Annotated in this window: 18 protein-coding genes and 1 pseudogene; all 19 read right to left on the bottom strand. The window is 63.4% G+C overall.

The features are described 5' to 3' along the window. Nucleotides 1-46 precede the first annotated feature (46 nt). Entirely contained in the window at nucleotides 47-985 is a 939-nt protein-coding gene (locus tag NKI99_RS00095; RefSeq protein WP_023808905.1) for a sugar phosphate isomerase/epimerase family protein, read from the bottom strand. Beyond that, on the bottom strand, nucleotides 985-2,502 hold the full coding sequence (locus NKI99_RS00090; RefSeq protein WP_128302322.1) for a glycerol-3-phosphate dehydrogenase: 1,518 nt from the start codon (nucleotides 2,500-2,502) through the stop codon (nucleotides 985-987). The genes NKI99_RS00095 and NKI99_RS00090 overlap by 1 nt, the downstream gene beginning before the upstream one ends. Further along, on the bottom strand, nucleotides 2,499-4,058 hold the full coding sequence (locus NKI99_RS00085) for an FGGY-family carbohydrate kinase (RefSeq protein ID WP_352609304.1): 1,560 nt from the start codon (nucleotides 4,056-4,058) through the stop codon (nucleotides 2,499-2,501). Before NKI99_RS00085 ends, NKI99_RS00090 begins: the two co-directional genes overlap by 4 nt. Before the next feature lie 96 nt (nucleotides 4,059-4,154). After that, a complete protein-coding gene (locus NKI99_RS00080) occupies nucleotides 4,155-5,096 on the bottom strand; it encodes a D-ribose ABC transporter substrate-binding protein (protein ID WP_013533072.1) in 942 nt (313 codons plus the stop codon). A gap of 38 nt (nucleotides 5,097-5,134) precedes the next feature. Beyond that, nucleotides 5,135-6,268, bottom strand: coding sequence for an ABC transporter permease (locus tag NKI99_RS00075; protein WP_128302320.1), 1,134 nt, complete (start codon nucleotides 6,266-6,268; stop codon nucleotides 5,135-5,137). A gap of 26 nt (nucleotides 6,269-6,294) precedes the next feature. After that, complete coding sequence (locus NKI99_RS00070) at nucleotides 6,295-7,836, bottom strand: sugar ABC transporter ATP-binding protein (RefSeq protein ID WP_127296543.1); 1,542 nt, start codon at nucleotides 7,834-7,836, stop codon at nucleotides 6,295-6,297. After that, nucleotides 7,833-8,489 carry a DUF2291 family protein gene (locus NKI99_RS00065; RefSeq protein WP_352609303.1) on the bottom strand — a complete coding sequence of 219 codons (657 nt, stop codon included), beginning with the start codon at nucleotides 8,487-8,489 and terminating at the stop codon, nucleotides 7,833-7,835. Before NKI99_RS00065 ends, NKI99_RS00070 begins: the two co-directional genes overlap by 4 nt. 33 nt (nucleotides 8,490-8,522) lie before the next feature. Further along, nucleotides 8,523-9,533 carry a sugar-binding transcriptional regulator gene (locus tag NKI99_RS00060; RefSeq protein WP_352609302.1) on the bottom strand — a complete coding sequence of 337 codons (1,011 nt, stop codon included), beginning with the start codon at nucleotides 9,531-9,533 and terminating at the stop codon, nucleotides 8,523-8,525. Nucleotides 9,534-9,956: 423 nt separating this feature from the next. Then, entirely contained in the window at nucleotides 9,957-11,669 is a 1,713-nt protein-coding gene (locus NKI99_RS00055; protein ID WP_502895791.1) for a glycerol-3-phosphate dehydrogenase/oxidase, read from the bottom strand. Further along, nucleotides 11,666-12,442, bottom strand: a complete 777-nt coding sequence (locus tag NKI99_RS00050) for a DeoR/GlpR family DNA-binding transcription regulator (protein ID WP_352609301.1) — start codon at nucleotides 12,440-12,442, stop codon at nucleotides 11,666-11,668. Before NKI99_RS00050 ends, NKI99_RS00055 begins: the two co-directional genes overlap by 4 nt. Beyond that, on the bottom strand, nucleotides 12,439-13,974 hold the full coding sequence (locus tag NKI99_RS00045; protein ID WP_352609300.1) for an FGGY-family carbohydrate kinase: 1,536 nt from the start codon (nucleotides 13,972-13,974) through the stop codon (nucleotides 12,439-12,441). The genes NKI99_RS00050 and NKI99_RS00045 overlap by 4 nt, the downstream gene beginning before the upstream one ends. A 391-nt stretch (nucleotides 13,975-14,365) precedes the next feature. Beyond that, the gene (locus NKI99_RS00040) at nucleotides 14,366-14,896 is read right to left on the bottom strand and encodes a flavin reductase family protein (RefSeq protein WP_352609299.1); all 531 of its coding nucleotides are present in this window, start codon (nucleotides 14,894-14,896) and stop codon (nucleotides 14,366-14,368) included. A gap of 81 nt (nucleotides 14,897-14,977) precedes the next feature. Continuing rightward, nucleotides 14,978-16,198, bottom strand: a complete 1,221-nt coding sequence (locus NKI99_RS00035; protein WP_128302315.1) for an acyl-CoA dehydrogenase family protein — start codon at nucleotides 16,196-16,198, stop codon at nucleotides 14,978-14,980. A 26-nt stretch (nucleotides 16,199-16,224) separates the two neighbouring features. After that, nucleotides 16,225-17,013, bottom strand: a complete 789-nt coding sequence (locus tag NKI99_RS00030; protein WP_352609298.1) for an alpha/beta fold hydrolase — start codon at nucleotides 17,011-17,013, stop codon at nucleotides 16,225-16,227. 11 nt (nucleotides 17,014-17,024) lie between these two features. Next, nucleotides 17,025-18,041 carry a zinc-dependent alcohol dehydrogenase gene (locus NKI99_RS00025; RefSeq protein WP_128302313.1) on the bottom strand — a complete coding sequence of 339 codons (1,017 nt, stop codon included), beginning with the start codon at nucleotides 18,039-18,041 and terminating at the stop codon, nucleotides 17,025-17,027. Nucleotides 18,042-18,055: 14 nt separating this feature from the next. Further along, entirely contained in the window at nucleotides 18,056-19,081 is a 1,026-nt protein-coding gene (locus NKI99_RS00020) for a branched-chain amino acid ABC transporter permease (RefSeq protein ID WP_352440104.1), read from the bottom strand. Further along, the gene (locus NKI99_RS00015; RefSeq protein ID WP_352609297.1) at nucleotides 19,078-19,941 is read right to left on the bottom strand and encodes a branched-chain amino acid ABC transporter permease; all 864 of its coding nucleotides are present in this window, start codon (nucleotides 19,939-19,941) and stop codon (nucleotides 19,078-19,080) included. Before NKI99_RS00015 ends, NKI99_RS00020 begins: the two co-directional genes overlap by 4 nt. Then, nucleotides 19,928-20,655: pseudogene (locus NKI99_RS00010) on the bottom strand (ABC transporter ATP-binding protein). The gene NKI99_RS00015 and the pseudogene NKI99_RS00010 overlap by 14 nt, the downstream one beginning before the upstream one ends. Continuing rightward, nucleotides 20,652-20,930, bottom strand: a complete 279-nt coding sequence (locus NKI99_RS00005) for an ATP-binding cassette domain-containing protein (protein ID WP_352609296.1) — start codon at nucleotides 20,928-20,930, stop codon at nucleotides 20,652-20,654. Before NKI99_RS00005 ends, NKI99_RS00010 begins: the two are co-directional and overlap by 4 nt. Nucleotides 20,931-21,176 lie beyond the last annotated feature (246 nt).

Here is a 21,176-nt window from a genome sequence, read left to right as displayed (position 1 = left end):
GTTTTTCCTGGCCACCATCGGTGCCGGCGTCTAGCCAGCATTTCACTCAAGCCCGAGGCTTGAGACTGTCGCGACCGCTGTCGATATGAGGCGCCCAGAAATCCACCGACTCGCGGATCATCTCGATAACCTGATGGTCGACTGGTTCCCTCTCCCTGAAGGAAAGTTCAAGGCAAATTTCATTGTCGGTTCCACCGCCCTGCCGAACCGCGTCCAGCAACTTCTGCGGCACTATGCGGCCATCCTTGTTGTAGGCGGCCGTGAACGGCCAGTGCCCGCCCTTATTCATCGACGACTGCTTGATGTGGATGATCGGCGATTGCAAGGGAAACGCTTTCGCCCAGGCATAGGGATCGGTGTCGGCAGGGTTGGGCGAAGTGACGTCGCCATGGTCGATGTCGACCATCATTTTCATCGGTATGGGCAGCTTCGCCGCGTCGATGGCGCCTTGCAGCGTGGCGCAGCTTTCGATCGTGTGGCCGAACTCGCGGCCGACCGACATCGGCTCCCAGAACAGGTATGTCAGACCCGCCGCCTTGGCGTGTTCGGCCACCTCGCGCCAGCATTCGAGGGCGATATCGAGAAGCACTGCCCGCCGTTGCGGATCGTCAAAGTCCTTGTGGGTGAAGATGGCGAACTGCGTGCCCATGCCCGACGCACCGAGTTCCGCGGAAATATCGGCGAAGGTCTTGAACCAGTCGACATAGTAGCGCCGGACATCCGCGTCCGGATGGCCGAAGTGATTGAGCCGGCCATAAGGTCCGGTCATGCCGGAGGTGATCCGCACGCCGGTCCGCGAAAGCGCCCTGTCGAACAGGCGCAGGAATTTGGCAATCGTTGCCGCCGGCCAGCCCGGATTGACGAATTCATGCGTCAGCTGCACGTCGCGGATACCGATGCCATAGGCAATCGCGTCGATCAAATCGTCCGGATCGGCGAAACGGTTGACCAGCGGATTGGTGTTGAGGGAAAGCGTGAAGGCCATCAGTCTGCCGTCGCCATGATGTTATCGAACCAGTCTTCGAATGCTTTCCGCTCGGCCGCATTGAGATGCAGGCCATGTTTGGTGCGGCGTTCCAGAATATCGGCTGATGTGCCGGCCCATTCGGTCTCGGCCAGGAACCTTGCCTCCCGCTCATACAGGTCGGGACCGAAGCGGCGGCCGAGATCCGCCTCGCGCTGTGCGCCGGCGAGCAATTGCCTGGCACGGGTGCCGTAGCTTCGAGCGTAGTGCTTCACCAGCGACGGGCTGAGCCATAAAAACTCGGAATGCAGATCGCTCAGGAACTGCTCGAAGTCCGCATTGGGCAGGTCGCCTCCCGGCAAGGGGATTTTGGCCGTCCAGGCTTTCTTCATCATCGGAAAAAACGGCTGGATCTTTTCCAGCGCATGTTCCGACAGCTTGCGGAAGGTGGTGATCTTGCCGCCGAACACCGACAGCAGCGGCGCGTTGCCATTGGAGGCGTCGAGTTCGAAAATATAGTCGCGCGTCACCGCGCTTGGATTGTCGGCATTGTCGTCATAGAGCGGACGCACGCCTGAGAAACTATGGACCACGTCCTGTGACGTCAGCTGTCGCTTGAAATAGCGATTGACCACCTTGATCAGGTAATCGACTTCGCTTGCCTCGGCGACCACTTCCTCGGGCCTGCCTTCGTAGGGAATGTCGGTCGTGCCGATCAGCGCCAGATCGTTCTCGTAGGGGTTGACGAAGATCACTCGCTTGTCGTTGTTCTGGATGAGATAGGCCTGCCGCCCCTCCCAGAATTTGGGCACGACGATATGACTGCCTTTCACCAGGCGAACATTGCGGGTGGAGTTCTGCCCGGCGACTCGGCTGACAATGTCGTTGACCCACGGCCCGGCCGCGTTGACCAGCGCCCGCGCCCGGACCTTCGTCACCGCACCCGTGCGACCATCCTGCATGTCGATCGACCATAGTCCGTTTTCGCGGCGGGCCGCGACACAGGCGGTGCGCGTGAGCACTCTGGCACCGCGCTGCCTGGCATCCAGGGCGTTGAGCAGCACCAGGCGCGCATCGTCGACCCAGCAGTCGGAATATTCGAAACCGCGCTTGAATTCGTCCTTGATCGGCGCGCCTTCCGGCGCAGTCCTGAGGTTCAGTGTTCGTGTCCCCGGCAGGCGTTTACGGCCGCCAAGGTGGTCGTAGAGAAACAGCCCGAGCCGGACCAGCCATGCCGGCCTGTCTTGCGGGCTGTGCGGAAGAACGAAGCGCATCGGCCAGATGATGTGCGGCGCTGCCTCGAGCAGCACCTCGCGTTCGATCAGTGCTTCGCGAACCAGCCGGAATTCATAATATTCGAGGTAGCGCAGGCCGCCATGCACCAGCTTGCCGGAGCGCGAGCTCGTGCCTTGCGCGAGATCGTCCTTTTCGCACAGGATGACGGACAGCCCGCGACCTGCCGCATCACGCGCTATGCCGGCTCCATTGACGCCGCCGCCGATCACGAAGAGATCGACGACATCTGTTGTATTGCTCAAGATCTTGCTCCTGTGCGGTGCGCCATGCCCTTCCACACCGGCCGAAGCGCCTGACGCGCTGCAACGAAGGAAGGAAAGAGGGCATCGTAGGTATGCGAAAGCGCCTCGTCATAGGCATCGCAGTCGCCGAGAAGCGGCGTCACCCATTCGGCGGCGCAGTCTTCCATCGAGCCATAGACGCCGAGGCCGACGGCCGCCATCATCGCGGCGCCTGCCGCGCCGGCTTCCTGGCGACTGCTGGTGCGCACCTGCGCCCGGGTCGCCGCCGCGATGATGCGGCGTAGGGAGGGGCTGCGCGCGGCGCCGCCCGACAGGCGGATCTCGCTCGGCACGGCGCCCATCGCCTGGTAGCAATCGCGTGCGGCGAAGGCCAGTCCCTCGAGGACGCCGCGTGCCAGATCGCCAAAGCCGTGCTTGACCGAAAGGCCGATGAAGCCAGCGCGTGCGTCAGGATCGACGAACGGTCCTCTTTCACCGGCCAGCGATATATAGGGCTGGTAGATCAGCGAACCAGGCTCCGATGCTTCCACCCAAGCGTCGAGGGCCTTCAGCAACTCGTCATGAGAAGGCTTGCCGCCAGCCGTCGCGAGCACGTCGCGCGCAAGGCCAAGCACCCAGTCTATGTTGAGCGTCGCCGCCATGTTGGATTGCAATTGTGCAAAGGCGCCTGGAATAGGCATGGCGATCGTGTAGCCGGAGCCATCGTCGTTCAGCACGACATCGTCGGGAGTGGCGGCAAAGCGTGTGTGTATGCCGGTCGAGCCGATGACCGTGCAGCCGACATTGCCCGAGGGATCATAGAGGCCGGCTCCGAGCGCCGTCATGACCATATCGACGTAACCCAGCACCACCGGCGTGCCTTCGAGCAGGCCAGTCTCTGCCGCCGCCGATCGCGACAGCGGATGATGGTCGGTGGTGCCTTCGAGCATGGGAGGCACCAGGCGGCGATGCGTCGTCAGATCCAGGATGTCGAGGGCTTCGTCGGAATAGCTGCGCGACCGAAAATCGCCGAAGGTGAAGGTTCCCTCGGAGGGATCCGTGGCGCGTTCGCCCGTCATCTTGAAGTAGAGCCAATCCTTGCAATGCAGTGCGGTCGCCGCCCGCTCCAGCATGTCGGGATGGTTCTTTTTCATGAAGGCAAGCTGGGCGCCTTGCTGGCAGGAATTCAGCCCCGTGCCGGTCAGCTCGAACCGCCTGCGATCCCGGGGATCGGCGCGCATCTCGTCCACCAGATGTCCAGCTCGGGCATCAAGCCACAGCCAGGCGCGCGAGACAGGCAAGCCGTCGCCATCGATCAGCCAGGTTCCGTCGCCCTGCCCGGTGATGGCCACCGCCGCGGTTCGTTGCGCGAGGTCGGGAACCTTGGCCGCGAGATCGCGAACGGTCCGCGCCATGTCGCGCCAGGTCTGGTCGAGGTCCTGCTCGGCGCCGCCGCCTTCCAGCGTGACGAAGCTATTGGGCACCGACGTCATGGCGAGCTGCCGCCCGGACAGGTCGAAAGCGATCGATTTGATCACCGACGTTCCCGCGTCGATGCCGATCAGCAGGTCTTTCATGCCGCAAATTCCGGTTGGTTGCGAAGGCGGTTCACGAGGGCAGTCATTTCGTAGAAGAGGCAGGGAGTGTCCGCAAGGACACCCCCTGTACAGGTATTACTCAGACAACACGAAGGGTGCGGTGTACTTGTCGACATTGTCCTTGGTGATGAGAAGGCAATCGAACAGCTGCTTCTCGGTCGCCGCACCGGTGGCACCCGTCTTGATAAACGAATCCGCCTGCTGCACGGCCTTGGCCGAGAAGATGGCGACCGGCTGAAGCACGGTGTACTGCAGTTCGCCGGACTTGATCGCCGCAACCGCATCCGGGGAGCCGTCGAAGCCACCGACCTTGATGCCGGCGAGCTTGCCGGCTTCCTTCAGCGCCGCAACCGCGCCAAGCGCCATCTCGTCATTGCCGCTGATCACGGCGATGATGTCGGGATTGGCCTGCAGCATGCTCTGCATCTTGTCGTGGCCCTGGGTACGATCCCAGTTGGCGACCTGCGAAGCAGCCTTTTCGAGATCCGGGTACTGGCTCAGCACAGTCGCGTACCCGTTCGAGCGCGTGGCGGCGTTGTTGTCAGACGGGGCGCCGAGCAGTTCGACATATTTGCCCTTTTCGCCGACGGCCTGCACCCACTGCTGGGCACCGAGAGCAGCACCCTGCGCGTTATTGGAAACGAGCTGACCCTTGGCGAGGCCTTCCTGATTGATCTCGGCATTGACGAGGAACACCGGGATGTTGGCTGCAATCGCCTTCTTCACCGCACCGACAGAGCCGTCGGCGTTGGCCGGATCGAGGATGATCGCCACCGACTTGTTGGTGATGGCGGTGTCGATCAAATTGCTTTCGGTATTGGTATCGCCCTTGTGGGCACCGACATTGGCCGTATAGCCAAGCTTTTCAGCCTCGGCCTTGGCGACGTTGCCCTCGGTCAGCCAGTAGGGGTTGGCCGGATCGTTGACGATGATCGAGATCAGGCCCGCGGCTGACGCGGCGGCCGTGAACCCGACGACCATCGCGGCGGCGAGCAGACTTTTCAGCATGGTTTTCATGTACATTCCTCCAATGATTACGCGGTGTTGCTGCCAGTTCACCTGGCAGTCTTCCCTTGGGCAGGATTGGCCGGTTCGGCCTTCCCCCGTTTCTGAGAAGTCGGTTGGCCACCTGACGCGCTTGGGAGCTTGCTACGGCGGCGATACTGAACGGCATTGAGGAGCACGGCGAGCACGATGACCGCGCCCGTGAACACTGTCTGCCAGTAGGATGAGATGCCGATGATCACCAGACCGTCGGACAGGAAGCCGATGACGAAGGCCCCAAGCAGGGTTCCGCGGATGTTGCCGCGCCCGCCGGTCAGTGCCGCGCCGCCGATGACGACGGCCGCGATGGCCGTCAGTTCGTAGGTGGTGCCGGCGGTCGGTCCAGCCGACGTCAACTGCGAGGACAGGATCAGGCCGGCGATGGCGGCACAGATGCCCGACAGCACATAGACGGAAATCTGCACCGTCTTGACCGGAACGCCGGAGAGTTCGGCCGCGCGCTCGTTGCCGCCCGAGGCGTAGAGCCAGCGCCCGAAAGCGGTGCGGTTCAAGACGATGCTGCCAATGAGCGCGATGACCACGAGAACCACGACGCCCGTCGGCACGCCGAACAGGCGGTTGAAGCCAAGCGCATCGAAGCCGGTGTTTCCGAGCTCGGGCTTGCCGCCGAGATTGTTATAGGTCAGGCCGCTGGTCATCAGCAGCGCCAGGCCGCGTGCCATGTACATGACGCCGAGCGTGGCGACGAAAGCCGGAACCTTGAAGCGCGCGATGAGCACGCCGTTGATCAGTCCGACGACGGCGCCGAGCATGCAGGCCAACACCGCGACCACCCAGACCGGCGGATAGAGAACGACACCCAGCCAGGTCAGCGTCACGCCTTGCATCAGGAACCCGGCAACGACACCGGCCAAGCCCAGCGTCGACCCCACCGACAGGTCGATACCGCCATTGAGGATGACGAGCAGCATGCCGATCGCGAGGATTCCGAAGATGGCGACATGCGAGGCCATGGTCAGGAAATTCGCCACCGAGAGATAGTAGGGCGACAGGATCGAGAACACGACGATGATGACGATCAGGGCAAAGAAAGCGCGACCCTCGAGCAGCAGCTTGGCGAGATCGAAGCCTTCGCCGCCCGCGCTTGGACTGGACTGTTTTCTGGCCTGGCTGACGTCGGTCATTGGTCTGGGCTCCGAAATTCTGGTGATCAGGCGACCACGGCTTCGCCAGAGGCGGCCATGATCTGCTCTTTGGTGGCGTTGGCGCCGAATTCAGCTGAAATCCTGCCACGCCGCATGACGACGATGCGGTGGGCAATGCTGAGGCATTCGTTGACCTCAGAGGTCGAGAAGACGACCGCAAGCCCTTGCGCGGCGCGTTCGCTCAGCAAGCGGAAGACCTCGGCCTTGGCGCCGACATCGATGCCACGGCTCGGTTCGTCGAGAAGGATGACTTTTGGGTTGGTCGTCAGCATCTTGCCGATGACGACCTTCTGCTGATTGCCGCCCGACAGCGATCCGATCATGGCATTGCCGCCTGCGGTCTTTATGGTCACCTTGCGGATCGAATCCTCGACCAGCCCACGCTCCTTGGAACGGGACAGAAACAGCCCCTTGGCGAACGCCTCGATGCTGGCCAGCGAGAGATTGCGGCCGACGGTCATCGTCTGCACCAGCCCGTCGCGCTGGCGGTCCTCGGGGACCAGCACAAGACCTCTGGAGATGCGCTGGGCAATGCTCAGTCCCGAAACGTCCTCGCCTTCCAGAAGCGCGCGGCCGCCCGCCATCGGCACCCGTCCGGCGACGGCTTCCAGCAATTCCGTGCGCCCGGCGCCCATCAGCCCATAGATGCAGACGATCTCGCCTGCCCGGACATCCAGCGACAGGTGGTCGACGACGGAATAGCCCGAGCCCGAAGTGTCGACGACGCTGACATCCTCGATCGACAGGGCGACCTCACCGAACGCATGGCCGGTCGGCGGCGAGCCGAGATCGAAGTTCTCGCCGACCATGTTGCGGACGATCCACTCGAGGTCGATGTTTCTGGCTTCAGCCGTCGCCGTTATCGCCCCGTCGCGCAGGACAACGGCGTAGTCGGTGATCTGCAGCGCCTCTTCGAGGTGATGTGAGATGTAGACGATGGAAACGCCGCGGCTGGTCAAATCGCGGATCACCTTGAACAGCACCTCCACCTCTGTGGCGCTGAGCGCCGAGGTCGGCTCGTCCATGATCAGGATGCGCGAATCGACCGACAGCGCCCGCGCGATCTCGACGATCTGCTGTTGGCCCAGGCGCAGATCCTCGACCAGGGTCATCGGGTCGATGTCCTCTTCGAGATCAGCCATCAGCGCGCGCGCCTGGCGCGATTCTTCGGCGAAGTCGAGGCCGGTCCTGGTGCGCAGTTCGCGGCCCATGAAGATGTTGTCGCGAACGCTGAGATTGGGCGCCAGGCTCAGTTCCTGGTGAATGATCGAGATGCCGCGATCGCGTGCGTCCGAGGATGAGGAAAAACTGACGAGATTGCCGTCGAGCACGATGTCGCCGGATGTCGGCGTGACCACGCCGGAGAGGATCTTCATCAGCGTCGACTTGCCGGCGCCATTTTCTCCGAACAGCGTGGTGACCTTGCCGCGATGGATGTCGAAATTGACGCCCTTGAGTGCATGGACGCCGCCATACGACATGACGATGTTGCGCGCCGAAAGCACGGCGTCGCCATTCGCGGGTCCGGTGTCGGCAGCCGCGCTCATTTGACCTCCAGCCTCACCGGAGTGACCAGCCAGCTCTTCGGATTGACCAGCTTGAACGCGCCGACCACCGATATCGTCTTGCCGGTCAAGGCGCTCGTATCGAGCTTTGCCAAGACTTCCTTCTTCATCTCGTTGTTCAGCGCCGAGCCGGCGTCCTGATACTCGATCTGGTTGGTGAACTGGCCGAATGTGATCTTGCCGGTGGCGTCGCGCAGCTCCGTTCCGTTGATCGCCGGCCCGGTCTGCACGCGGATCATCAGCGTATCCGGCACGCCCTCGACGGCGACCTTGTAGATGCCCGATTTTCCTTCGCCGACGACGCCGCTGAACTTGACGGAAATGACAGGCCCGACACCCGCAGGCACGCCGTATTCCTTCTCTGCCGTCGCCCTGTCCTTGGCGATCGCCGTCGCCACCGTCACCGCGTCTGCGGCACGCGCTTCGACATCGGCCTGCACCTTGGGAAACTCCGACTTGCCGTAGTCGGCCGCGGAAAAGACGGCGCTGCGAACGTCGCCGGCGGATCCGATCCTGACCACCTTGGTGTCGAGCGCCATCGCGCCGAGCAGGACGACAACCGCGGCGCCGGCAATTGCCCGGCGCAAGCCGGGCGAAGCCGGCCTGGTTGGTGCGGTGGCAGCCTTCGCACTCATGACGCAACCGCCGGCAAAGCTGATCTGCGCTTGTCACGCATTTGACGATCCTCCGTTCACATGGCGCTTGGCACCATTGGATTGGTTCTGTTCGACAAGGGCACGGGCAGTGCTTTCATCGGTGATCAGGCCGCTCAGGTAACGGCTTTCGAGCACCGCCTTGATGGCACGCACTTTGATCTTGCCGCCGGCGACGGCGACGATCCTGCGGCCTTTCAACTGGCCCCGCGGAAGCGCCAGAATTCTTTCCGAAAGCGCTGTTTCCACCGGGCGCCCCTTATCATCGAAGAAGTGGGCGAGCAGCTCGCCGACGCCGCCATCGCGTTTGACCTCATCGATTTCGGAATGCTCGATCATACCGGTGGCGACCAGCGAGGCTTCCCGCTCGGCGGTCCCTATCCCGACGAACATCAGGTCGGACCGGCTTGCCAGATCGAAGACGTCGCTGATGCCGCGCTGGCCAAGCAGCACCTCACGGTCCTCGGCGGTGTTGGCGACGAAAGGCACCGGCATCACATAGGCCTGCGCGCCAGTCCGCTCGGCCAGACGATGCATGACGTCGTGCGGGTTGGCCGCGAATTTGCGCGTCACGCCGCCAAGCAGCGAGACGAAACGGATATGGGCGGCGGCTGTGCGCGTCAGATACTCGACACTTGCGGCAAGGGTACGGCCATGGCCGACGCCGATCAGCATATCCTCGCCGCGATCGATCTCCCGCTTCAGAAACTGAGCGCCAGCGATGCCAAGCGCCTTCAGCGGCAATTCGTCCTGATCGAGATCAGGAACGACCTCACAATAGTCGAGCCCGTAAGCATCGATCAGCTGCTGCTCGAGGTCGATGCATTCGCCGACGTCGCCGTCGATGATCACTCTGACAAGGCCATCCTGGGTGGCCCGTGTGATGAGCCGATGCGCCTTGAGGCTGGTCAGGCCGAGCCGCTTGGCCACCTGGGCCTGTGTGAGCCCCCCGGCATAGTGAAGCCAGGCCGCGCGCGTGGCGAGGCTGGACTCATGGTCGCGGTTAGCGGTTCCGCCGGATTTCAAGCCATCTCCTCCCCAGGATGATATTATTATCTCTGTGTGCAAAAATTTTCACATCCCGGCATCGCTGTCAATCCCTCGTCGAGTTTGGCGCATTCGCATGCGGGGAATTCACAGTCTCGCTTCTTCCCGAAACGCCGGTCTGCCGGCGTTTCGGCAGGCAATATCGACCCATTAGGAGGTACGCATGTTATCCGATCATACGACTGTGTTAATTTAACGTCAATCTGTGTTATCTCTTACCGGAACCAGCAGTATTGCACAGCCATTGGCCATACAATTTTTCATTAACTATTTGTTTTTAATGTATAATACCTGGTATCAGCAAATTCCCAATCTGCCTGTGAGTTGGGCGATTTTGCGCATGCGGAGCTTCCGTGGGCAACCAACCGGATTGCCTTGGGAAGAGCAGCGGCGACGGAGTGATCAGTCCAGCCGCATCAGGTTCCGGCCCTTGAGTTCCACAATTGCGGCCTTGACTTCCTCTGCAAGACGCCCGGCGCTCCAGCCCAGAGCCCGTCCGGTAATCGCGGCAATCTGCTGCAGATCCCGGCCTGTCAGAGAACCTGATATCGCCAGGGTGCTGCGGCGCATGACGATATCAGCCAGATGTTCGACGAACTCGTTGCGAACGATGTAATCAATTTCCGACCGGCTGTAGCTTGCTGAATCCGGCAGTCGATGCTCGTCATCCGGCCCATGCGTGGCGACCTGCGTGGCTCTGGTGCCATATCGCGACAGCAGCTCATCGAGACGTCGTTCCTCAGCGCCCGTCTCCGAGTGAGCCTGCGCTAGCCAATTTGCTCGCGCTGCGGCATCGGCAGGAAAATCCTTGCCGCCGCCGATCGGCATGGCTTGCGTTGATACCTTGCGGCTGCGCTGCAGACGACCGAGCACGGTGTCGGCGACTTCCTCGGCAAAGCCACGAAAGGTTGTCCATTTGCCGCCGACCAGCGAGATGACCGCGAAGGGTCTGCTGGGAGCTGGCTCGGCGACCGGCGCCGAGTGATCGCGGCTGATCAAGCCGGGCAGCGATGCATCCGAGGCTGGCAGCGGCCTGATGCCGCTATAAGCATAGACGATCTGGTCGTGCTCGAACGCCATCCCCGGCAGTAGCGTCCGCACGCTGTCGAGCAGGTATTCGACTTCGTCAGGCTCGCAGCGCACCTCGTCGGGATTGTCGGCCTTGATGTCGGTGGAGCCGACCAGCGCCAGGCCGAGATAGTCATAGACAAGGCAGATGCGGCCGTCATCAGCTTCGAAATAAAGCATGCGCCCGGCAAGGCCTTTGACCAGTTCGTCGTGCTTCAACAGGATGTGCGAGCCCTTGGTGCCGCCGATCATCTTCGACGGCGCGCCAAGCAGATCGTTGACGGCATCGATCCAGGGACCGGCGGCATTGACCACCAGCTTCGGCCGCACCGAAAAGACCGCGCCGTTTTCCGGCTGGAAGGTCAGCACGCCATTGGCGGACTTCACCAGCGCCGTGTAGTTCGCGCTGGCCGAGGCCGCGTTTGACTGCAGCCCATCGAGGATCAGTTCGAGCACCAGCCTTTCGGGGCGGCTTATCTTGGCGTCGTAGTAGGTGCCGGTAGCGACGATCGAGGGATTGAGTGCTGGCATCTCACTGAGCGCCTGCCGCCGCCCGACCATGCGGTGGCGCGGCATGACCTGGTTTCGCGAGCCATAGAAATCATAGATCATCAAGCCGATCTTGATCAGGATGGCGCCGCGGCTACGCGGCGCGCTGGTCGAGCCGAACAGCGTCCGCAGCGCCGCCAGCATGCCCTTGCTCCAGGAGAAGATCGGGATGACGGTCGGCAGCGGGCTGACATAGTGCGGCGCGTTTTTCAGAAGCAAATTGCGTTCGAGCGTCGACTGCGCCACCAGCCCGAACTCGCCGGTTTCGAGATATTTCAGACCGCCATGAATGAGCCGCGATGGCGCGGCGCTGGTGCCGGAGCCGAAATCCGCCTTGTCGACGATCAGGCAGTTCACGCCCTGCGCGCACAGGTCGCGAAACAGCCCTGCTCCGTTGATGCCGGCGCCAAGGATGACGACGTCGACCTCGCCGGTCCCGGCCATGGCGGCCAAACCCCCGGCGGGGTTTTCCGTACGTGTTCCTTCGCTTGAGCTCATGGCGCTTTCGTCTTGACGATGCGCAGCTTCACGCCGGCCCGTTCTAGGGCTTGCGCCCGCACATCGCCCAGGCCTTCGGTTGCCAGTACGACGTCGAAGCTGGTCAGATCGTCGAAGACGTGCAGTGCGATCCTGTCGAACTTGGCATGGTCGATCAGAAGGATGCGCTTGACCGATGCGGCCATCATCGCCTGCTTGACCCGCACGACATTGGGATCCTGGATGAAGGCCGTGGTTCCGGTGATGGCCGAAGCCGAACAGATCAGCACATTGGCGCGCAGCTGCGCCACGGCGTTCTCGCAGACGATGCCGATATAGGCGTTGTAGGTGTTGTGGTACTGGCCGCCGAGACAGATGAAGTCGAGTTCGTCGACATTGGTCAGCAGTGCAGCCGTCGCCACTGAGTTGGTGATGACGGTCAGCGGCTTGACGTCGAGCAGCAGCGTGGCGACGGCGTTTGCCGTCGAGGAATCGTCCAGCATCACCACCTGGCCGGCTTCGACATAATCGAGTGCTGCTCGCGCCAGCGCATCCTTCTCGGCCCGGTTGACCGTCACCCGGTAGCGAAAGGCGCTTTCGTAGAGGCCGGAAGGCTGAACCGTCACCGCACCGTGCAGTTTGCGCAGCACGCCCTGCTGCGCCAGCCGGTCGATGTGCCTATGGATGGTCATGCGCGATACGCCGAAATGCTCGACGAGATCGTCGATGCGCACCTGGCCGAGCTTGATCACATAGTCGGCGATCTCTTCGCGCCGTTCGTCGGCCTTGATCATGCGCTTACCCCAATGTCTTGCCGCGCCAGCTTCTCGATCTCCGGCCAATGCGGTTCCAGCGCACCGGCAATGCGGCCATAGAGGGAAAAACGCTCGTTGAACACAGCACTTGAGGCCGGCACAGGCTCGTATTGGCGTGCCGTCATGCCGACCTGTCTGGCGCCTTGTTGCGGCGTCGCGAAGATGCCAACCGCGGCACCCGCGCAAAGGGCAGCGCCAAAGGCCGCGGCCTCGTCGGCCGAGGTGACGGTGACCGGGGCGTTCAGCACATCGGCAAACATCTGGACGAAGGCCGGATTGCGCGAGCCGCCGCCGGTGAGGCGGATTTTGCTGATGGCAAAGCCCTCGCGCAAGGCTTCGACATGGGTGCGATGATTGAAAGCAATGCCCTCCAGAACCGCCTTGAGCATATCGCCGCGATTGTGCCAGCCATGAAGGCCGACAAAGCTGCCGCTGGCGACGTCGCCAAAGGGGGAGCCGAACAGATAGGGATGAAACAGGATGGTCGAGGGCTTCTTCAGCGCCGCGTCGATCTCCGCGGCCAGCAAGTCGTGGACGGAGCCTCCATCGGCACCTGTCTTGTCCTGCTCAGAACGGCAGAACGTGTCCAGAAACCAGTCGTAGTTTGCGGTCGAGGCGGGCGAGATCGCCATGTTGTTCCAACGGCCTGCGTCGATGGCGTTGCGGCAGAACCAGCGCGGGTCGACGCGCGGCTCTGACGAAACGACTTCGTTGATGGAATAGGTCCCGGCGACGATGGCGAGCACGCCCTCCTCATGGCCGCCCATACCAAGCGCCGAGGCGGTCACGTCATGCAGCCCGCACGCGACCGGTGTTCCCACGGCAAGGCCGGTCATTTCGGCGGCCTCGGCGATAACGTGACCGACGATTTCAGCCGAATGCGCCACCGGCGGCAGCGCGTCAAATAGATCGTCCAGTCCGAAGATGCGCATCGCTTCCGGCGCGAAAGCTTGCGTGCGGAAATCCGTGAATGAGGTGCTGGCCTCGGTACGGTCGGTACCGATCGTGCCCGACAGGCAAAAGCGCAGCCAGTCCTTGCAGGCCAGTATATGCCCGATGCGCCCATAGCGGTCGGGTTGGTTCTTCCTGATCCAGGCCAGCAGCGCCGACGGCGCGGACACGTGCGGCGTCTGGCCCGTGCGCGCCAAGGCGTCTTCGAAGACCCGATCCGCCGACCATCGTTCGACAATCTCGCCGGCGCGGCTGTCGAGCGACAGGATTCCGGGGCCTAGCGGCCGACGATCTTTGTCGAGCAAATAGAGACCGTCGCCATGCGCGGTTGCCGCCACCGCCCTGATGTCGTCCGCCGGGCGGCCGGACAGCGCGATCGCCTCCTTGATCGCGTCGGCGGTCGCTTGCCAGAGGCCGGCCATGTCGCGCTCCACCCACCGCGCATGGGGCATCGACTGCGGCACCCGCCGGCGCGCCACGGACAACTGCGTGCCATCGGCGTCGAAGATCACCGCCTTGGTGACCGTGAGACCGTTATCGATTCCGAGCAGACTGGGCATGGGCGCCGCCGCTTTCAGCAACTGGTGAAGGGCGCTGCAAGGCTAACCTGCAGGTTGGGATAGGGATGACAGACATGACGACAATCAACGAGCAACGGTGATACAAAAGCGACGCATCCGACGCGGTAAACAGACCATAATAGCATGTTAAGTTAACGTCAACATGTGAGATATTTTTGCGGAAAAGTCTGACGTCATCTGCGACAAAAATTGCCATCCACTCGTACCGCATCCGATGCGGGACGAAGTTCCGGCCAATGCCCAACTGACCGGATGACCCTCAACCCTGCGCGGCGAGCCAGGGAGCGCGGTACGACTGACGCCGAACGCGCTTCGACTGGCTTTGCAAGTCCCGTGCGCAACGACCGGACAACCCGCGCTTCGGCGCCGTTCAAAGAAAACGCGACGACTCAAGAAGCTCAGCCACCCCGTCCAGTTCCTTGTGCAGGCGATGCCAGCGACGGTCGAGATAAACAAGCGAATGCGCCCCCGGGGGGACCTCGTCCGGCTGCACCTCGCCGTCAAGGAGTTCGGCCGCGACCAGCGTCGCGCCCTCGATCGGCAGGATGCCGAGCCGACGGGCGCGGAACCAGGTCGAAACGCCGGTATAGCGCGGTTCGCCCGTAGGCAGCCGCGCCCAGGCGCCTCCCGGCGGGAAACGTTCCGCGCCGCTCGACGCGCAGAGCTGCGCCAGGTCGATATCGGTGAAGCGCAGCAGGTGGATCACCATGGTCTCGGCCCGTAGCAAGGGCTCTGACGAAGTCGATTTCATCGACAGCGAGAAAGCGACGACCGGCGGCGCAGCACTTACCGAGATCAGCGAGGATACGGTCATCGCCACCGGTCTGTCGCCGGGATCGGCCGTGATCACGGCAACACCGGCCGGATGGTGGCGAAAGGCTTCGCGGAAGGCGTTGGTCATCGGATGCGGGAAGCTCATCGACGTCTCTCTTCTGCAGCGTGAATAAGGGCCGGACGGCGTCCGCCGTCCGGCCCTTGCGGACTACTTCTTCTCGATCAGGTCGTAGAACTGCCAGGTGCGATCGCTCCACAGGCCGCCGATGTCGCGACCGGCCGAGGTGACGATCGACGGCGCGATCGTGAAATGGTTGGCCGCCACCATCATCTCGCGGAAGGTGCGCTGGATCACGCCGGCGCGCAGCGACGCGCCGCCGCCGGCGCGGTAGGCGAAGTTGCAGATATCGACGCCAACCTCGTGAATCTCGGATTTGGCCAGATGGACAAGGCTGATCTGCCGCGTCGATACGCTGTTGCCGGCTTCGACCGTCGCCTCGATGTCGCGCCAGACTTCGAAGACAAAGGCGCGGGCAGCGCGATAGCGGGCTTCGGCGCGGCCATAGTCGTGCCAGAACTTCTCGCTCTCGCCGATCAGCCCAGCGCGGCCTGACTTCGTGCGGGCGAACTTGGCGATCTCGTCCAGCATCCGCCGCCCAGTGCCGAGAGCCCAACCGGTATGCCCGATTGCGGCGAGGCCGACGACACCGAGACTGAAGAACTCCTTCTGACGCAGCGGCGGTGCGGTCAGGATCGGGAAAACGAGATCGTCGGCGATGAAGACGTCCTCGGCCGCATAGTCGATGCTGCCGGTGCCACCGAGGCCCAGAACGTCCCAATTGCCGAGCTGCTTGTGCTGAGAGATCGGGGCATGGGCGCACATGATGATCAAGTTGCCCTTCTCGTCCTTGGCGGGCTTGCCGGTGCCGTCGTCGACAAAGGCGGCACTGTGGCTGTAGGTGGCGTGGCTGAAGCCGCTGCCATAGCTCCACTTGCCATTCAGCCGGTAGCCGCCATCGACTTTCTTCAGCATACCGAGCGGCGCGCCCTGCCCCGAGAACCGGTTTTCGGTGCCCGGCGCGAAAAGCCGCTCGACTGCGCTGTCCGGCAGAAAGGCAGCCGACATCGCACCGATGCAGCAATGCACCATGGAAACCCAACCAGCCGCCCCGGAGTGCCAGGTGATCGCCGCCAGCAGTTCGAGACCCTGGGTGGGTCGCAGCTGCGCACCGCCGAGGCTCTCCGCGGCGAAGATATGCGACATGCGCAGCGGCTTCAGCAGCTCGAACGTGGCCGCAGTCAGTTCGCCATTCTCCTCATCGGTGGTGGCGTTGGCTTCCAGGGCCGGCCCGATCTCCGCGATCTTGCTGAGCAAGTCGCGATAGTCGGTGGTCGTCCCCCACGAGCCGTGCTTGATGGGTTTGTTCATTGTCTTCTCCTCCTTTTCAAATGCGGTCAGCCGGCGAGGAAATCGCCGATCTTCCTGAGTGTTTCGGGTTTCTCCAGCATGACGAAATGGCCGGCATCCTCGACCAGGATCAGGCGTGCGTCGGGCAGGGCTTCGACGAAGAGCGGCGCCTGGCCAGCTGGCAGCAGACGGTCCCTGGTGCCCCAGACGACCAGCGTCGGATTGGCGATGCGCGCCAGGAAGCGCCGCAGGTTCGGATGGCCCATGCCGAACGGCGCCAGCAACCGGCCGAGCGTCTCTCCTTCGCGGGCGCGATCGGCGCCGAAGGCCTCCGCAAAGGCGGGATCCGAGCCGTCCGGGAAATAGCGCAGCGCCACCGAGACGTCATGCGCCAGATAGGCCGGCAGCTCCTGCGGCGCGACCGCGCCCAGATCGGTGGCCGGATGCGCGGGGTCGTTGAGCCCTGCCGGCGCGATCAGCACCACCTTGTCGAAACGCTCGCGCGCAAGGCCGGCGAGCTCCGTCGCCATCCAGCCGCCCATGGAAAAGCCGATGAGATGAGGCTTCTCCGGCAGGTTCAGAACATCGAGCAGGTTCAGGTAGTGCAGAACCATGTCGGACATCCCGGTCACATGCGGCGCAGCGCCCGAAAAGCCGAAGCCCGGATGGCTCGCGCAAAGCACGCGGAAACGGTCGGCGAGGCCTTCGGCGAAGTCGAAACCTTCAAGCGTCGAGGCGCCGTGCAGGAACAGCACGGGCTTGCCCTGACCGATGGCCTTCACCACCGTTTTCGTGCCACCGACATCGTATTCGAGCGTTTCGAATTGAACGGCCATATTCACTCTCCTCAAACAAGGTCCGGCTGGATCAGCACTTTGCATTGCGTGGTGCGGCGGCGAAGGCTCTCGAATATCTGCGGAACCGGCGAGAGGTCGATCCGATCGGTGATCAGCGCCTGCGGTGCGAAAGGTCCGCCGCGCAGCGCATCGAGGGCGACGCCGAATTCGTTGCGCTGATGGAAGAAGACCGAGAAGAGCAGGTTCACTTCCTTGGTCAGCGCGACGAACGGATCCCATTCGTCGCCGCCGATACACAGGCCGACGCCGACCACCGTGCCCTGCAACCGGACCGCCTTGACCGCTGCGTCGATGAGGCCGCGCTTGCCGACGCATTCGAAGACGATATCGGTTGCACCGCCGCAGAGATCGGCAAGGTTCTCCGCCAGCCTGTTGCCCGATAGCGCGAAACCGGTCGCGCCAAGCGCAAGCGCACGGTCACGCTGATGGCTGTGGATATCGGCCACGACCACACACGACGCTCCCAGCCGCCGCGCCCAGAAGGCGACGAGCAGGCCGATCGGCCCGGCGCCCAGGATGGCGACCCGGTCTCCCGGTTTCATACCCGAGCGGATGATGCAATGCAGCGCGACCGAGAGCGGTTCGGCCAGCGCGCCATCCTCCAGCGCAACGTCGTCGGGCAAGACATGGCACTGGCGCGCGGCGACGGCCGCGTATTGCGCATAGCCGCCACCAATCAGCACCATGTCGGGACAGCGGCCTGGATCGCCGCGCCTGCAGGCCTGGCAGTGCCCGCAGCCGTGCATCGGCACGACGGCCACACGCTCACCGATCCGAAGGCTCGCCACCCGTGATCCCAGCGCGATGATGTCGCCGGCGAATTCATGGCCAAGAACGAAACCTCCACCGATGCCGAAAGGCACCGGATCCTCGGTGATATGCAGGTCGCTGCCGCAGATGCCGCAGGCTGCGATGCGCAAGACGACCTCATCCGGCGCCGGCGTCGGATCCGGCACCGTGCCGATCCGCAGCGGACTGCCGACCGTATCGAAGATGGCTGCTTTCATAAAAACCCTCCCTCTCAGCGGTTCGGATCGACGAGCCTGCGTCGGATCGGGAACCATGGCGCATCCCACCGTTTCGAGATCAGGCCCCAGATGCCGGTGCGGGCGTAGAGCGCCACCAGCAGCGTCATCAGGCCGAGGACGACGAAATAGCTCGCGCCGTATTCACCGAACCAGCGGTCCGCGATGAAGAAAATCAGGGATCCGATCAGAACGCCCTCGATGGACCCTATCCCGCCGACCATGACGATGAAGATCGCGACGTTCGCCCACATCGGATCAAAGGCCGAACCCGGGGTGATGCGCAGTTGCGCCATGAAATAGATGGCGCCCGCAAGGCCGCAGCCGACCGCCGACGCGACGTAGATCAGGAAGCGCAGCTTGACGACATTCACGCCCTGGCTCGCGGCCGCGACCGGATTGTCGCGCATGGCGATCAGCGCAAGGCCGAAGCGCGAGCGAAGCAGCCAATAGCTGCCGCCCAGCGTGACGAGCAGCATCCCCGCGCAGAGCAGCGACATGGCGACATTCCGCTCGAAGGCCGAATAGTCCTTCATCACGCGAAGCGACATCCCCGCGCCGGAATTGACGAGCGGGAGATTCGAGGCGGCCAGCCGGAATACCTCGGCCACCACCCATGTGCCGATCGAAAAATAGGGGCCATCCAGGCGATGCAGCAGCAGGTAGATCGGCACGGCCAGCGCGGCCGGCGCCAGCAGCGAAAGGAAGACCGCCACAAACGGATTGATGCCGTAAGTCTGCGCCAGCACGAAAAGCGCATAGCCGGCAGCACCCATGAAGGCGTGCTGGCCCACCGAGACGAGGCCGGCATAGCCGGCTAGCAGGTTCCACATCTGCGCGACGGCGATGTAGCAGCACAGCACCAGAATCGACCGGATCGTGCCGGTCGAGGCCCACCACGGCATGGCGGCGACACCGATCAGCGCCAGCACAGCCAGCGTCATCGCGATGCGACCGGACCGGGTCTGGCGCTGGACCAGGACCTCAGGCACCTCGGTTGCCACATAGGGGATCGCACTCATGACAATGCCTTTCCAAACAGGCCCTGCGGGCGGGTCGCCAGCACGATCAGGAAGACGATGTGTCCGGCGAGCACGCCGAAGCCCGGATCGATGCGGAAGCCGACGGCCTGCGAGATGCCGAGGACCATCGAGCCGGCGAAGGCGCCCCATACCGTCCCCATGCCGCCGATGATCACCGCTTCGAAGGCGTAGATCAGTTGGGCAGGTCCGTCGGCCGGCGCGACGGTCGACCGCAACGCCTGGAAGACGGCTGCAAAACCGAGGATGCCGACCGCTGCCGCTGTCGCCATCGCATAGACGGCGCGCGGATTGATGCCGGTCATTGCCGCTGCCTCGACATCCGCCGACGCGGCGCGGAGCGCCCGGCCGAAGCGCGTGCGCTTCAGCGTCAGGTCGAGGCCTCCTGTCAACCCCGTGGCGACGGCCAGCACGATCAGCGGCAGGAGGCCGACATAGATACCGCCGATCTCGATGGATTGACTCTCGATTCCATGGCCGGGCAACGATCGGCTGTTCGCGGACCATATCTGCAGCATCAGGTTCTGCAGCGCGATCGACAGTCCGAAGGTCGCGATCAGCGAGGGCAGCGGATCGCTCCCTACCACCCGGTTCAGCACGGCCTTCTGCAGCACCCAGCCCATCAGCACCGCGAGCGGCACCAGTACGATCAGCACAGGCAGCGGCCCCAGACCCCAGGCCGTGGCGATCGAGATGCCGATCAGCGACAAAAGGATCACAAGATCGCCATGGCTGATGTTGACGATCCGCATGACGCCGAACATGAGCGCCATGCCGAGCGCATACTGGGCATACATGCCGCCCAGCAGGATCCCTTGCACCAAGGCGTCAAACCACTCCATGGCCTGCTCCAAAATAGGCTTTGCCGATTTGTTCGCGCGTGATTTCGGCGGACCTGCCGGTCAGGGTCACGCGCCCCTCGAGCATGCAGTAGAGGCGGTCCGAGGCGGACCGGGCGAGGCCGACATCCTGTTCGACCACGATCATCGCCGTTCCCGTGGCGCGGATTTCGGGCAAGGCGGCATAGATCTCGCGGATCACCTTCGGCGCAAGACCAAGGCTGATTCGTCGCAGAGCAGCACGCGCGGCTGGCAGAGCAGCGCGCGGCCGATCGCCACCATCTGTTGCTGCCCGCCCGAGAGGCTCTGGACCTGCGTGCGGGCCTTCTCCTTGAGGATCGGGAACAGCTGATGCAACCGCGGCAGCGTCCATCCGCCCTTGGCGCCTATGCGCGCGGCCTGGTCGATGGCGACGCGCAGATTGTCCTCGACCGACATGCCGGTGAAGAGCCGGCGGCCCTCCGGCACGATGGCGACACCCTTCTGCACCATGCGGTCGGTGGTGGTGCCGCCAACGGCCTCCCCGTGCAGCAGCACCATCTCGCGCCGGACCGGGAGCAGGCCCATGATCGAACGCAGGAGTGTAGATTTTCCTGCCCCGTTGGCGCCGATCAAGGCCACGGCCTCACCCTGGTGCAGCTCGATGTCGACGCCGTAGAGCGCCTGGAAATCGCCATAGCGGGCCAATAGCCCGTGGGTGGAAAGAACGGCCGTCATGCCTCGATCCCCATGTAGACGCGTTGGACCTCGGGCAGCGCAATCACTTCGGCGGGCACGCCTTCAGCGATCTTCTCGCCGAAGTTCAGCACCAACAACCGGTCGGCCACCGCCAGCAGCGCGTGCAACACATGCTCGATCCACACGATGGTGATGCCACGGTCGCGGATGCGGCGCACCAGCGCTACCAGCGCCTTCGATTCATCGTCGGTCAGCCCACCCGCGATCTCGTCCAGCAGCAGCAGCTTCGGATCCGACGCCAGCGCGCGCGCCAACTCCAGCCGCTTGCGATCGAGCAGAGTGAGAGCGCCGGCCGAGACATTGGCCTTGTCGGAGAGCTCGCAATCGCGCAGGACCTGGGCGCAGAAAGCATAGCTCTGCTTCTCGGACCGGCCGCCGCCGAAAGCGGCGGCCGCCAGCAGGTTTTAGAAAGTGGGGATGGCGGTATAAGGGAGCGGGATATTATAGGTGTGTATCTTATTAACAAATGAAGCGGGCGACGAATTAGAAGGTTTATATGT

Origin of the sequence: Mesorhizobium sp. M0239, from assembly GCF_040321815.1 — a bacterium.
Taxonomy (GTDB): Bacteria; Pseudomonadota; Alphaproteobacteria; order Rhizobiales; family Rhizobiaceae; genus Mesorhizobium.
The sequence above is the reverse complement of the archived record's forward strand: the minus strand, read 5'-3'. Positions and strand labels throughout refer to the sequence as shown.